Genomic DNA, 13230 nt, shown 5'->3' on the forward strand with positions numbered 1-13230 from the left:
AGTAAAATGAAGTTTGTTGATGAAGCGACGATTCTGGTCGTGGCAGGTGATGGCGGTAACGGTTGTGTAAGCTTCCGCCGTGAAAAATATATTCCTCGTGGCGGTCCTGACGGCGGTGACGGTGGGGACGGTGGCGACGTGTGGCTGGAGGCGGATGAAAACCTCAACACGCTGATCGACTACCGTTTCGAAAAATCTTTCCGCGCCGAACGTGGGCAGAATGGCCAGAGCCGCGACTGTACCGGTAAACGCGGTAAAGACGTGACGATCAAAGTGCCGGTAGGTACGCGTGTCATCGATCAGGGCACGGGCGAAACCATGGGTGATATGACCAAACACGGTCAGCGCCTGATGGTGGCGAAAGGCGGCTGGCACGGTCTGGGTAACAGCCGTTTCAAATCTTCCGTTAACCGTACCCCGCGTCAGAAAACCATGGGTACCCCGGGTGATAAGCGCGACCTGCAACTGGAACTGATGCTGCTGGCGGATGTGGGGATGCTGGGTATGCCAAACGCCGGTAAATCGACGTTTATCCGTGCGGTCTCTGCGGCGAAACCAAAAGTGGCGGATTATCCGTTTACGACGCTGGTACCGAGCCTGGGCGTTGTCCGTATGGATAACGAGAAGAGCTTCGTGGTCGCTGACATCCCGGGTCTGATTGAAGGGGCAGCAGAAGGCGCCGGTCTGGGGATTCGCTTCCTGAAGCACCTTGAGCGTTGTCGCGTACTGTTGCACCTCATCGACATCGATCCAATCGACGGTTCCGATCCGGTTGAAAACGCCCGTATCATTATCGGTGAGCTGGAGAAATACAGTGAAAAACTGGCGCAAAAACCGCGCTGGCTGGTATTTAACAAGATCGACCTGATGGATAAAGCGGAAGCTGAAGCGAAAGCGAAAGCGATTGCCGAAGCGATGGGTTGGGAAGATAAGTACTACCTGATCTCTGCCGCCAGCCAGGTTGGCGTGAAAGATCTCTGCTGGGATGTGATGACCTTTATCATCGAGAATCCGGTTGTTCAGGCAGAAGAGGCAAAACAGCCTGAAAAAGTTGAATTCATGTGGGATGACTACCACCGCCAGCAGCTCGAAGAGCTGGAAGCGGAAGAAGATGATGAAGACTGGGACGATGACTGGGATGAAGACGACGAAGAAGGCGTCGAGTTCATCTACAAGCACTAACCTCAGTATAAAGCCCCTTAACGGGGCTTTTTTTTATCCTATTTTCGCCGGTAACCAACAGCTGGCGATGAGGCCGCCCGCAGCGCCGTTCTCCAGCGTTAAATTGCCATGATGGAGCTGTACGATACGCTGTACGATGCTCAGCCCAAGGCCGCTGCCGCCGTAGCGCTGGTCGAGACGTCGGAAAGGTTCGGTGATCGACTGGCGGTGTGCCTCATCAATACCCGGCCCCTGATCGGTAACGCTCACCTGGGTACCGCTTTCCGTCGCTGTTAATGCCACTTCAATGGTTGTGCCTGCCGGGCTGTAGCGGGCGGCATTCTCCAGAAGGTTCCTTAGCATCAGACGTAACAGGACGGCGTCGCCCTGTACCGTCAGCGGGCTGTGAGCAGGCCATATCACCGTATGCTCTCTGGCTTCATGCTCCAGGCTGAGCGGTGCAATGATCGTCTCAGTCCAGTTCACGGTATCGTAATGGCCGCTGGCCATCGCCTGTCCGGCACGCGCCAGCATCAGCAGCTGTTCCACCGTGTGCATCAACTGATCGATCCGGTTTATCAGTGGCGTGGCCTGCGGGGAGCCGGACTGAGCCATCAGTTCCAGATGGAGCCTGATCCCCGCAAGCGGCGTACGTAACTCGTGTGCCGCATCGGCGGTAAACAGGCGTTCCTGTTGAATAGTGTGGTCCAGCCGGGCGAGAAGTTGATTGAGCGATGTGGTCACAGCGCCTATCTCTTCCATATCAGAATACATCGGCAGGGGAGTCAGATTATCCGCCGAACGGTTCGCAAGGCTGGCGCGAAGTTTGTTGAGTGGTCGGGTGATCCAGGTGACGGCCCAGAATGAGAAGAACAGGGTAAAACCGACCATCACCAGAGAAGGGACCAGCAGGGAGGCAATGGCTTCGCGGATCTCTTTTTCGACATGGTTGTTGCGCGCTTTCGCAGACAACGTTTCATTCACCAGAAAACCGATTTGCTCGCGGCTCTCATGCCACAGCCAGACTACGCTAACCAGTTGAAAAAATAGCAGTATAACCGCCAGCAACACCATTAATCGCCGGCGCATACTGTTCATTTCTGGCTCTCCAGACGGTAACCCACGCCACGTACGGTTTTGATGCGATCTTTACCGAGCTTGCGGCGCAGATTATGAATGTGGACTTCAAGCGTGTTTGATCCTGGATCGTCCTGCCAGGAGTAGATGTCCTGTTGCAGCGTTTCACGGTGCACGGTCTGCCCGCTGCGCATGATCAGACGCGTCAGCAGAGCGAACTCTTTTGGGGTCACTTCCACAGGCTGAGACTGGCGCAGCACCTGCTGAGTTTGCAGATTGAGGGTGATATCCCCGTCCGTCAGCAGGTTGTCGCTGTGGCCCTGATAGCGGCGGATTAACGCCCGTACGCGAGCCTGTAGCTCGGCAAGGGCGAAGGGTTTTACCAGATAATCGTCAGCGCCAGAATCCAGCCCGTTAATTCTGTCTTCAATGGCATCGCGGGCGGTAAGAATCAATACGGGATTCTCCACTCCGCGACGACGCCACTGGCAGAGCAGCGTCGCGCCGTCTTTATCCGGCAGTCCCAAATCCAGAATCACAAGGCTGTATTCTCCGCTCTGGATCAAGGCATCTGCTTCAGCCGCCGTGGCGGCACAATCCAGGGCGTAGCCCTCATTCCCCAGTGCCAGCGCTAACCCTTCCTGTAATAACAGATCGTCTTCAACTATCAGTAGTTTCATCGCTAGTTATTCTGGTAGATGTCCTTATAGAGCCTGCTTTCGAAACGCACCAGTGGAATACGACGATTGCGCTGGTCAGCCGGTTCGACGGCATAGCCGGACAGATACTGCACAAAGGCCATGCGTTGCCCGCTGGCTGTCGTGATAAAACCGGCAAGGTTGTAAACGCCCTGCAGGGAACCCGTTTTGGCTGACACTTTGCCATCCACGCCTGCAGCGTGAAGGCCCGCACGGTACTGAAGTGACCCATCGTGTCCGGCGAGCGGCAGCATTGTAATAAAGTTTAGCTCAGCGTCATGCTGAGCGATGTACTGCAACACCTGCATCATGGTGGCCGGTGAGATCAGGTTATGGCGCGATAAACCGGAACCGTCGACAGCGATCGTATTGCCCAGATCGATACCCGCCTGCTGGCGCAGGATTTGACGTACGGCATCAGAACCGGCCCGCCAGGTTCCTGGCACACCAAAGCGCGCGTGCCCGATCATACGGAACACCGTGTCGGCAATCATGTTATCCGACTTTTTCAGCATAATCTTAAGCAAATCATGCAGTGGCGCGGACTGTTTGCTGGCAATCACCGTGCCTGGTTCATTCACCTGCGTCTGGCGCAGCAGCGTTCCGGTGTAGGTTATGCCCGCCTGCTTCAGTTCATCTTTAAAAATGGCACCGGCATAGCCTGCGCCATCCTGAATGGCAAAGGCCAGCGGGAGGGGATCGGCCCGCTGGGTCAGGCAGCCGGTGAGCGTATAGCGGTTGAGATCGCCCGGTACCACGTCGAGCTCACAATACTGTGCCTCCGGGGAGCCTTTCGCCAGCGTCCGCACCTGGCTGAACATCGTGACCGGGTAGTAAGACGCCACGCGGATAAACGCTAAGTCATTGGGTTTTGGCGCGCTGTAAAGCGATACGGAGAAGCAGTTACGGTCAACGATGGCGGCGGCTGGCGGGGCGCTAAAGCACTGCGTCATGTCGTTCCATGGCCAGCCAGGCGCTTTATCGTGGCTGGCGAAAATGGAGGTGTCGATCAGCACGTTGCCATCAATTTTTGTTACGCCGGATTTTTTCAGTACCGCCACCATGTTGCGGACATCCTGGCGCTTAAAGGTGGGATCGCCACCAAAACGGGCGATAAGATCGCCTTTCAGTTCGCCACCCTCAACGTTACCTCTGGTTTCAAGGGTGGTAGTAAAACGGAAGTCAGGCCCGAGCTGGAGCAGGGCGGCGAGGGCAGTGATCACCTTCTGGGTACTGGCAGGCAGCGCCATCTGTTGACTGTGATAGTCAATCTCGGGAGCCTGCGCGCCAACCTTCTGCACCATCAGGGCAAGGTTCGCGCCGGCGGGCAGTTGATTAATGTACTCATCAACATTCGCGGCCTGAACGGTGAACGTTATACTGGTAGTCAATCCGATGATAAAACTGGAAAATCGCATAATCTCGCGCTAACAACCCGAAAACAAACCGTCATACTACGGTGCATGGCACTGTAAAGTAAACGATGACCCATAGTGAACTTCGCGGTAAAATGCGTATCAAATTGAAAAATTGCTGCTGACCTGGGGCGTTGCTCCCGGGTCGGTTTTCTTTTTGCTTCTGGCCTGTTCAGGTGGGCTGGAGCAGGGAACACTGCTCCCAACAGGAATGTTTAAGAGGTATAACAAATGCAAGCTATTCCGATGACCTTACGTGGTGCCGAAAAACTGCGCGAAGAGCTGGATTTTCTGAAATCCGTACGTCGCCCTGAAATCATCGCCGCTATCGCGGATGCGCGTGAGCATGGCGACCTGAAAGAGAATGCTGAATACCACGCGGCGCGTGAGCAGCAGGGTTTCTGCGAGGGGCGCATCAAAGATATCGAAGCGAAACTGTCCAACGCGCAGGTTATCGATATCACTAAAATGCCAAACAACGGTCGCGTGATCTTCGGCTCTACCGTCACCGTCCTGAATCTGGACAACGACGAAGAGCAAACCTATCGCATCGTGGGTGATGATGAAGCGGACTTCAAACAGAACCTGATTTCGGTGAACTCCCCGATTGCTCGCGGCCTGATTGGCAAAGAGCAGGATGATGTTGTGATTATCCGCACCCCGGGTGGCGAAGTGGAATACGAAATTATTAAGGTTGAATACCTGTAATTCGCTTCTCTTCTAAGATGTTGATACATTGTAAAGAAAAGAAAAAGGCCGCATAGCGGCCTTTTATCAACTCAAGGAGCATGGCATTTTGCTCGCCTGCTGAAAGAAATCCCTCGTTTCACACAGAAAATGTGTTTGATTCAGGATATCCTTAACGTGGCAGCGAGATTTTGCGCTCTTTAGATGGGCGATAGAGCACCAGCGTTTTACCGATGACCTGTACATTACAGGCGCCGGTTTCGCGCACGATGGCTTCCACGATCAGGTTTTTAGTGTCTCTGTCTTCAGAGGCGATTTTCACCTTGATCAGCTCGTGGTGTTCCAGCGCTTGTTCAATCTCGGCAAGCACCCCTTCGGTCAAACCATTGTTGCCAAGCATCACTACAGGCTTGAGCGGATGTGCCAGACCTTTAAGGTGCTGTTTTTGTTTAGTACTCAGATTCATCGTATATTTTTGCTTACGTTGGGATTGAAAACGGTTCATTCTACCGCCATCTCCCTAATATCGCCAAATAGCTGCGTAGAAATTTACGTCACAGGCAAGTAACGATGAACCAGGACGGAAATGTTAAATGACAGGTAAAAAGCGTTCTGCCAGCTCCAGCCGCTGGCTTCAGGAACACTTTAGCGATAAATATGTTCAACAGGCGCAGAAAAAGGGGTTACGTTCCCGCGCCTGGTTTAAACTTGATGAAATACAGCAAAGTGACAAACTTTTTAAACCGGGAATGACGGTGGTCGACCTCGGTGCGGCACCTGGCGGATGGTCTCAGTATGCGGTTACGCAGATCGGCGGAACGGGCCGTATCATCGCATGCGATCTTTTACCAATGGATCCCATCGTCGGTGTCGACTTCCTTCAGGGCGACTTTCGTGATGAATTAGTGCTTAAAGCATTACTTGATCGTGTAGGTGACAGTAAGGTCCAGGTTGTCATGTCGGATATGGCACCAAATATGTGTGGAACACCGGCGGTGGATATCCCCCGCGCCATGTATCTGGTGGAACTAGCGTTAGAAATGTGTCGTGATGTACTAGCGCCTGGTGGTAGTTTTGTTGTGAAGGTGTTTCAGGGCGAAGGTTTCGAGGAGTATCTTAAGGAAATTCGCTCCCTGTTTGCGAAGGTCAAAGTTCGTAAGCCGGACTCTTCCCGGGCCCGTTCCCGTGAAGTGTATATTGTAGCGACCGGGCGAAAATGATAACCGGTAGATTTCAGGCGAAAGTTTGAATGAAACTGGATATAGAGTATCCTGACGCTGTTTTTAACACAGTTGTAATATGAGGTTAATCCCTTGAGTGACATGGCGAAAAACCTAATACTCTGGCTGGTCATTGCCGTTGTGCTGATGTCAGTTTTCCAGAGCTTTGGGCCCAGCGAGTCGAATGGCCGCAAGGTGGATTATTCTACCTTCCTGCAAGAGGTCAATCAGGACCAGGTTCGCGAAGCGCGTATCAACGGACGTGAGATCAACGTTACCAAGAAAGATAGTAACCGTTACACGACTTACATCCCGGTGAACGATCCTAAGCTGCTTGATAACCTTCTGACCAAAAACGTCAAAGTGGTAGGCGAGCCGCCGGAAGAACCAAGCCTGTTGGCTTCTATCTTCATTTCCTGGTTCCCGATGCTGCTTCTTATCGGTGTCTGGATCTTCTTTATGCGCCAGATGCAGGGCGGTGGTGGCAAAGGTGCCATGTCGTTCGGTAAGAGCAAGGCGCGTATGCTGACGGAAGACCAGATCAAGACCACCTTTGCTGACGTAGCAGGTTGTGACGAAGCAAAAGAAGAGGTGGGTGAACTGGTTGAATACCTGCGCGAGCCGAGCCGTTTCCAGAAACTGGGCGGTAAGATCCCGAAAGGCGTCCTGATGGTCGGCCCTCCGGGTACCGGTAAAACCCTGCTGGCAAAAGCCATCGCGGGTGAAGCGAAGGTGCCGTTCTTTACTATTTCAGGTTCTGACTTCGTTGAAATGTTCGTGGGTGTCGGTGCATCTCGTGTGCGTGACATGTTCGAGCAGGCTAAGAAGGCAGCACCGTGCATCATCTTCATCGATGAAATCGACGCCGTTGGCCGCCAGCGTGGCGCAGGCCTGGGCGGTGGTCACGATGAACGTGAGCAGACCCTGAACCAGATGCTGGTTGAAATGGACGGCTTTGAAGGTAACGAAGGTATCATCGTTATCGCGGCAACTAACCGTCCAGACGTACTCGACCCTGCGCTGCTGCGTCCAGGCCGTTTCGACCGTCAGGTTGTGGTCGGTCTGCCGGATGTTCGTGGTCGTGAACAGATCCTGAAAGTGCATATGCGTCGCGTACCGCTGGCGCCAGATATCGACGCGGCAATCATCGCGCGTGGTACTCCAGGCTTCTCCGGTGCGGATCTGGCTAACCTGGTCAACGAGGCAGCACTGTTTGCCGCTCGCGGTAACAAGCGTGTAGTGTCCATGGTGGAATTTGAGAAAGCGAAAGACAAAATCATGATGGGTGCGGAACGTCGCTCCATGGTGATGACGGAAGCGCAGAAAGAGTCCACGGCATATCACGAAGCGGGCCACGCGATTATCGGTCGTCTGGTGCCGGAACACGATCCGGTACACAAGGTGACGATCATTCCACGCGGTCGTGCGTTGGGTGTGACCTTCTTCCTGCCTGAAGGCGACGCGATCAGCGCCAGCCGTCAGAAGCTGGAAAGTCAGATTTCAACCCTGTACGGCGGTCGTCTGGCAGAAGAGATCATCTACGGTGCGGAACATGTTTCCACCGGTGCGTCGAACGATATTAAAGTGGCGACAAACCTGGCACGTAACATGGTGACCCAGTGGGGCTTCTCCGACAAACTCGGTCCGCTGCTCTATGCAGAAGAAGAGGGCGAAGTATTCCTGGGCCGCTCCGTGGCAAAAGCGAAACATATGTCCGATGAAACGGCTCGTATCATCGACCAGGAAGTGAAAGCGCTGATTGAGCGTAACTACGCTCGCGCCCGTCAGATCCTGAATGACAATATGGACATCCTGCATTCGATGAAAGATGCGCTCATGAAATATGAGACCATCGATGCGCCGCAGATTGACGACCTGATGGCTCGCCGCGAAGTGCGTCCGCCAGCAGGCTGGGAAGACCCAGGCGCGTCTAACAATTCTGACAACAATGGCACCCCGCGTGCACCGCGTCCGGTCGATGAACCGCGTACGCCAAACCCGGGCAACACCATGTCAGAGCAGTTGGGCGACAAGTAAGTCACTGCTGTTGAAGCGTTTGTCTGTACATCAAACCCTGGAGCGTGCTCCGGGGTTTTTCTTTTTTATATAACCATGCAAATAACAGGGATTTAGCCATGAAACTCTTCGCCCAGGACTCGCATCTCGACCTTTCACATCCGCATGTGATGGGGATCCTGAATGTCACGCCTGATTCCTTCTCTGACGGCGGCACGCATAACTCGCTTATCGACGCGGTTAAACACGCGAATTTAATGATCAACGCGGGTGCCACCATCATTGACGTTGGAGGGGAGTCAACGCGGCCTGGCGCGGCGGAGGTTTCGGTGGAAGAAGAGCTGGCGCGCGTGGTGCCGGTGGTGGAGGCTATCGCCCGGCGCTTTGAAGTGTGGATCTCCGTTGATACCTCCAAACCCGAAGTGATCCGTGAAGTGGCGAGAGTGGGCGCTCACATTATCAATGATATCCGCTCGCTGACCGAGCCGGGCGCAATTGAAGCCGCCGCTGAAACCGGGCTACCGGTGTGTCTGATGCATATGCAGGGCCAGCCTAAGACAATGCAGGAGGCGCCAAAATATGAAGATGTGTTTGCCGACGTCACCCGCTTCTTTATTGAGCATATCGAACGCTGTGAACGTGCGGGTATCGCAAAAGAGAAATTGCTGCTCGACCCGGGCTTCGGTTTCGGTAAAAATCTCTCACACAATTACGCGTTGCTTGCGCGCTTATCAGAGTTTCATCAGTTCGGCCTGCCACTGCTGGTGGGAATGTCGAGAAAATCGATGATTGGTCAGTTGTTGAATGTCGGGCCGAACGAACGTCTGAGCGGCAGTCTGGCCTGCGCGGTGATTGCCGCGATGCAAGGTGCACACATCATTCGCGTCCATGACGTAAAAGAAACAGTAGAAGCCATGCGTGTGGTGGAAGCCACACTGGCAGCGAAGGAAAACAAACGCTATGAGTAATCGTAAATATTTTGGTACCGATGGCATCCGTGGGCGCGTAGGCGATGCGCCAATTACCCCTGACTTTGTCCTGAAGCTGGGTTGGGCGGCGGGTAAGGTACTGGCGCGTCATGGCTCCCGTAAGATCATTATTGGTAAAGATACCCGTATTTCGGGTTATATGCTGGAGTCCGCGCTGGAAGCCGGGCTGGCGGCGGCGGGGCTTTCAGCTTCCTTTACGGGGCCAATGCCGACCCCTGCTGTTGCCTATCTGACTCGTACCTTCCGTGCGGAAGCGGGCATCGTGATTTCAGCTTCTCATAATCCGTTCTATGACAACGGTATCAAATTCTTCTCCATCGACGGCACTAAACTGCCGGATGACGTGGAAGAGGCGATTGAAGCGGAAATGGAGAAAGAGATCACCTGTGTCGACTCCGCTGAGCTGGGTAAAGCCAACCGTATTGTCGATGCCGCAGGCCGCTACATTGAATTCTGCAAAGGCACGTTCCCGAATGAACTGAGCCTGGCACACCTCAAAATTGTGGTGGACTGTGCAAACGGTGCGACCTATCACATTGCGCCGAATGTTTTCCGCGAGCTGGGCGCGAAAGTGATCACCATCGGCTGCGAGCCGGACGGTCTGAACATCAATGAAGAAGTCGGCGCGACAGACGTGCGTGCCTTGCAGGCGCGTGTACTGGCTGAAAAAGCCGATCTGGGTATTGCCCTGGATGGCGATGGCGATCGTGTGATCATGGTTGACCACGAAGGTAACAAGGTCGATGGCGATCAGATCCTCTACATCATTGCGCGTGAAGGCCTGCGTCAGGGGCAACTGCGCGGTGGCGCGGTGGGCACGCTGATGAGCAATATGGGTCTGGAGCTGGCGCTGAAACAGCTGGGCATCCCGTTTGTTCGCGCGAAAGTGGGTGACCGCTACGTGCTGGAAAAACTTCAGGAAAAAGGCTGGCGCATTGGCGCGGAAAACTCCGGCCACGTGATCCTGCTCGATAAAACCACCACCGGTGACGGCATTGTGGCGGCGCTTCAGGTTGTTGCCGCGATGGCGCGTAACCATATGAGCCTGCACGATCTGTGCAGCGGCATGAAAATGTTCCCGCAGATCCTGGTGAACGTGCGTTTCACCGCTGGTAAAGGCGACCCGCTGGAAAATGATAACGTGAAAGCGGTGATGGCAGAGGTGGAAGCGACGCTTGGCAGCCGTGGACGCGTCCTGCTGCGTAAGTCGGGTACCGAGCCGCTGATCCGCGTGATGGTGGAAGGTGAAGACGAAGCGCAGGTAACTGAATTTGCGCACCGCATTGCGGATGCAGTGAAAGCTGCATAATCTTTGAGAATAAGTGTTTAAAAAGGCGGCGTTTGCCGCCTTTGTTTTAAGCAATTAATGGCTTTTTGCTGTTTTTTTCCGCAGTTGATACAATGCCTCGAAAATGCCCTTGCGAAGGTGATTCGCTTTGGTTAGTATTCACACCCGCTTCAGTGGGAAACAAAATCCTGCTAATTGGTCGAAGCATTGGTATGCGGCAAATCCGCAAGGAACAGGTTGATTATGTACGAAGCTCTTTTAGTTATTTTCCTTATTGTAGCCATCGCTCTCGTAGCGCTGATTATGCTGCAGCAAGGTAAAGGCGCTGATATGGGAGCCTCCTTCGGAGCAGGCGCTTCCGGTACGCTGTTCGGTTCAAGTGGTTCTGCGAACTTCATGACCCGTACGACGGCGATTCTGGCTACGCTGTTCTTCATCATCAGTCTGGTGCTGGGCAATATCAACAGCAACAAGACCAGTAAAGGAAGCGAGTGGGAAAATCTGAGCGCGCCAGCAAAAACTGAGCAAACTCAGCCAGCTGCACCGGCTAAGCCAACCAGCGATATCCCGCAGTAAGTATTCAGTACCGAGGTGGTGGAATTGGTAGACACGCTACCTTGAGGTGGTAGTGCCCTAACGGGCTTGTGGGTTCGAGTCCCATCCTCGGTACCAATATTCCAGAAGAAAGACGTCGCAAGACGTCTTTTTTTTCGTCTGTACATTCTGTGTTTCCGATCTATTGTAGGGCGGGTAAGCGCAGCGCCGCCCGCCGTTTTGCCCGGTGGCGCTGCGCTTACCGGGCCTACGAAGACCACAAAAAAGGCGCCCATTGGGCGCCTTTTGCATGTCTTGCTGTCGATTACTTCTTATCGCTGTGTTCCAGGTTCTCAACCTGCGGCAGACCATTACCGGAATTCGCGGAGAGCAGGCCATTCTCAACATAGTTGAACAGCTTCTCACGGGTATCGGTGATGTCCAGGTTACGCATGGTCAGCTGGCCAATACGATCGTCCGGAGAGAATACTGACTCACCTTTCTCCATGGTCAGACGCTCTGCTTTATAGGTCAGGTTGTCAGACACGGTATTGAGGATGGAGTAATCATTGCCGCGACGCAGTTCCAGCGTCACTTCGCCGGTGATTGCGCTCGCCACCCAACGTTGCAGGGCGTCACGCAGCATCAGCGCCTGTGGATCAAACCAGCGACCCTGATACAGCAGTTTGCCCAGCTGACGGCCATGAGCGTGATACTGCTCAATGGTGTCTTCGTTGTGAATACCGGTCAGCAGACGCTCGTAAGCGATGTGCAGCAGCGCCATCCCCGGAGCTTCGTAAATGCCACGGCTTTTCGCTTCGATGATACGGTTTTCGATCTGATCGCTCATACCCAGACCGTGACGACCGCCGATGCGGTTTGCTTCCAGCATCAGTTCAACATCGTCTGAGAAGGTTTTACCGTTCAGGGCAACCGGATGACCGCGCTCGAAACGCACGGTCACTTCTTCCGCCGGGATCTTCACGTTCTCATCCCAGAATTTTACGCCCATGATCGGGTTAACAATTTTTACGCTGGAGTTCAGGAATTCCAGGTCTTTCGCTTCGTGCGTCGCACCCAGCATGTTGGAGTCGGTTGAGTAGGCTTTCTCAACGGACATCTTATAGTCAAAGCCGCAGGCAATCATAAACTCAGACATTTCATGACGGCCACCCAGTTCGTCGATGAAGTCGGTATCCAGCCACGGTTTGTAGATCTGCAACTCGGCGTTGGTCAGCAGACCGTAACGATAGAAACGTTCAATATCGTTGCCTTTATAGGTACTGCCATCACCCCAGATGTTCACGCCATCTTCTTTCATGGCGGCGACCAGCATGGTGCCGGTGACAGCACGACCCAGCGGAGTGGTATTAAAATAGGTCAGGCCGCCGGTAGTGTTATGAAAAGCACCGCACTGGATAGCGGCAATGCCTTCAGCGACCAGTTGCTTACGGCAGTCAATCAGACGTGCGTTCTCTGCGCCATACTCCATGGCACGACGAGGGATCGCGTCATAATCTTCCTCGTCCGGCTGACCCAGGTTCGCAGTATATGCATACGGAACCGCTCCCTTCTGGCGCATCCACAGCAGTGCAGCGCTGGTATCCAGGCCGCCTGAGAAAGCGATGCCAATACGTTGTCCTACCGGAAGATGCTTGAGAATCGTCGTCATAGAATAAAACCCTGCTTGATTGACTGATTAGAGACCGCTTTCGCTCTCTTGTGCATTTTTATGCAAAATAAGTGAGTATTCATTTAATCATCTTTTGTCGAAGACCGGAAGAGACTCGTGCGTTTTTTGTAAAAAAATTGGTCTGTTCTGTCTGGCAGAAGCTGGGTTGACAGGTGGGGTCAACTATCAATATACTAAACGCCGATTTTACGTCCCGTCTTCGGTACCAAATCCCAGCATTATTTGCAAATTCTGTCCAAAACGCGTAGAATTTGCCACGTTTCAGGCGCGGGGTGGAGCAGCCTGGTAGCTCGTCGGGCTCATAACCCGAAGGTCGTCGGTTCAAATCCGGCCCCCGCAACCACTTTCCTATAAAGTTCTTTTTCAAATATACTGTGAAGACTTAGAGCCTTCGTAGCTGGATTTGAAAAAATTCTTTCGGAAAGTGCTCCAGGCCACAGTTGTGGCTATAG

The 13230-nt window shown here is 53.7% G+C and carries 12 protein-coding genes and 2 tRNA genes; 9 read left to right on the forward strand and 5 right to left on the reverse strand.

Annotated elements, in window-relative coordinates:
* Positions 1-6 precede the first annotated feature (6 nt).
* Positions 7-1182, forward strand: a complete 1176-nt coding sequence (gene cgtA / locus ACOT1A_RS12245) for an Obg family GTPase CgtA (RefSeq protein WP_003861823.1) — start codon at positions 7-9, stop codon at positions 1180-1182.
* A gap of 33 nt (positions 1183-1215) precedes the next feature.
* Here the strand turns inward: cgtA and pmrB are convergent, their stop codons facing one another.
* The 3 genes from pmrB to dacB are packed head-to-tail and all read right to left on the reverse strand — an operon-like array spanning position 1216 to position 4354.
* Positions 1216-2259, reverse strand: coding sequence for a two-component system sensor histidine kinase PmrB (pmrB, locus tag ACOT1A_RS12250; protein ID WP_276170023.1), 1044 nt, complete (start codon positions 2257-2259; stop codon positions 1216-1218).
* Entirely contained in the window at positions 2256-2918 is a 663-nt protein-coding gene (pmrA, locus tag ACOT1A_RS12255) for a two-component system response regulator PmrA (protein WP_003861819.1), read from the reverse strand. Before pmrA ends, pmrB begins: the two co-directional genes overlap by 4 nt.
* Before the next feature lie 2 nt (positions 2919-2920).
* A complete protein-coding gene (dacB, locus tag ACOT1A_RS12260) occupies positions 2921-4354 on the reverse strand; it encodes a serine-type D-Ala-D-Ala carboxypeptidase (protein ID WP_003861817.1) in 1434 nt (477 codons plus the stop codon).
* 228 nt (positions 4355-4582) lie between these two features.
* On the opposite strand from dacB, the gene greA reads away from it, so the two are divergent.
* Positions 4583-5059, forward strand: a complete 477-nt coding sequence (greA, locus tag ACOT1A_RS12265) for a transcription elongation factor GreA (protein WP_023298719.1) — start codon at positions 4583-4585, stop codon at positions 5057-5059.
* A 151-nt stretch (positions 5060-5210) separates the two neighbouring features.
* On the opposite strand, the gene yhbY is transcribed toward greA, so the two are convergent.
* The gene (gene yhbY, locus ACOT1A_RS12270; RefSeq protein ID WP_003861814.1) at positions 5211-5504 is read right to left on the reverse strand and encodes a ribosome assembly RNA-binding protein YhbY; all 294 of its coding nucleotides are present in this window, start codon (positions 5502-5504) and stop codon (positions 5211-5213) included.
* A 127-nt stretch (positions 5505-5631) separates the two neighbouring features.
* Here yhbY and rlmE point away from each other — a divergent pair, with 127 nt between their 5' ends.
* The 6 genes from rlmE to ACOT1A_RS12300 all read left to right on the forward strand — a co-directional run bounded on the left by rlmE (position 5632) and on the right by ACOT1A_RS12300 (position 11223).
* Positions 5632-6258 carry a 23S rRNA (uridine(2552)-2'-O)-methyltransferase RlmE gene (gene rlmE / locus ACOT1A_RS12275; RefSeq protein ID WP_003861812.1) on the forward strand — a complete coding sequence of 209 codons (627 nt, stop codon included), beginning with the start codon at positions 5632-5634 and terminating at the stop codon, positions 6256-6258.
* Between the two features lie 102 nt (positions 6259-6360).
* Positions 6361-8295 (forward strand): ATP-dependent zinc metalloprotease FtsH, encoded by a 1935-nt coding sequence (gene ftsH / locus ACOT1A_RS12280; RefSeq protein ID WP_003861810.1) that lies wholly within the window; start codon positions 6361-6363, stop codon positions 8293-8295.
* A 98-nt stretch (positions 8296-8393) separates the two neighbouring features.
* The gene (gene folP, locus ACOT1A_RS12285) at positions 8394-9242 is read left to right on the forward strand and encodes a dihydropteroate synthase (protein WP_022649520.1); all 849 of its coding nucleotides are present in this window, start codon (positions 8394-8396) and stop codon (positions 9240-9242) included.
* On the forward strand, positions 9235-10572 hold the full coding sequence (glmM, locus tag ACOT1A_RS12290; RefSeq protein ID WP_003861804.1) for a phosphoglucosamine mutase: 1338 nt from the start codon (positions 9235-9237) through the stop codon (positions 10570-10572). The genes folP and glmM overlap by 8 nt, the downstream gene beginning before the upstream one ends.
* A gap of 222 nt (positions 10573-10794) precedes the next feature.
* Positions 10795-11127, forward strand: coding sequence for a preprotein translocase subunit SecG (secG, locus tag ACOT1A_RS12295; protein ID WP_003861803.1), 333 nt, complete (start codon positions 10795-10797; stop codon positions 11125-11127).
* Positions 11128-11136: 9 nt separating this feature from the next.
* Positions 11137-11223: transfer RNA gene (locus ACOT1A_RS12300), tRNA-Leu, on the forward strand.
* Between the two features lie 187 nt (positions 11224-11410).
* Here the strand turns inward: ACOT1A_RS12300 and argG are convergent.
* Positions 11411-12757 carry an argininosuccinate synthase gene (gene argG / locus ACOT1A_RS12305; RefSeq protein ID WP_022649518.1) on the reverse strand — a complete coding sequence of 449 codons (1347 nt, stop codon included), beginning with the start codon at positions 12755-12757 and terminating at the stop codon, positions 11411-11413.
* A 287-nt stretch (positions 12758-13044) separates the two neighbouring features.
* Here argG and ACOT1A_RS12310 point away from each other — a divergent pair.
* Positions 13045-13121 (forward strand) — tRNA-Met (locus tag ACOT1A_RS12310).
* Positions 13122-13230 lie beyond the last annotated feature (109 nt).

The sequence above is a fragment of the Enterobacter cloacae complex sp. SYL003 genome, assembly GCF_049236925.1.
Classification (GTDB): Bacteria; Pseudomonadota; Gammaproteobacteria; order Enterobacterales; family Enterobacteriaceae; genus Enterobacter; species Enterobacter intestinihominis.

Excerpts from the sequence above, each read along its gene's own strand:
- cgtA (WP_003861823.1), top strand. The coding sequence starts at position 7 with ATGAAGTTTGTTGATGAAGCGACGATTCTGGTCGTGGCAGGTGATGGC.
- pmrB (WP_276170023.1), bottom strand. The coding sequence starts at position 2,259 with ATGAACAGTATGCGCCGGCGATTAATGGTGTTGCTGGCGGTTATACTG.
- pmrA (WP_003861819.1), bottom strand. The coding sequence starts at position 2,918 with ATGAAACTACTGATAGTTGAAGACGATCTGTTATTACAGGAAGGGTTA.
- dacB (WP_003861817.1), bottom strand. The coding sequence starts at position 4,354 with ATGCGATTTTCCAGTTTTATCATCGGATTGACTACCAGTATAACGTTC.
- greA (WP_023298719.1), top strand. The coding sequence starts at position 4,583 with ATGCAAGCTATTCCGATGACCTTACGTGGTGCCGAAAAACTGCGCGAA.
- yhbY (WP_003861814.1), bottom strand. The coding sequence starts at position 5,504 with ATGAATCTGAGTACTAAACAAAAACAGCACCTTAAAGGTCTGGCACAT.
- rlmE (WP_003861812.1), top strand. The coding sequence starts at position 5,632 with ATGACAGGTAAAAAGCGTTCTGCCAGCTCCAGCCGCTGGCTTCAGGAA.
- ftsH (WP_003861810.1), top strand. The coding sequence starts at position 6,361 with ATGGCGAAAAACCTAATACTCTGGCTGGTCATTGCCGTTGTGCTGATG.
- folP (WP_022649520.1), top strand. The coding sequence starts at position 8,394 with ATGAAACTCTTCGCCCAGGACTCGCATCTCGACCTTTCACATCCGCAT.
- glmM (WP_003861804.1), top strand. The coding sequence starts at position 9,235 with ATGAGTAATCGTAAATATTTTGGTACCGATGGCATCCGTGGGCGCGTA.
- secG (WP_003861803.1), top strand. The coding sequence starts at position 10,795 with ATGTACGAAGCTCTTTTAGTTATTTTCCTTATTGTAGCCATCGCTCTC.
- argG (WP_022649518.1), bottom strand. The coding sequence starts at position 12,757 with ATGACGACGATTCTCAAGCATCTTCCGGTAGGACAACGTATTGGCATC.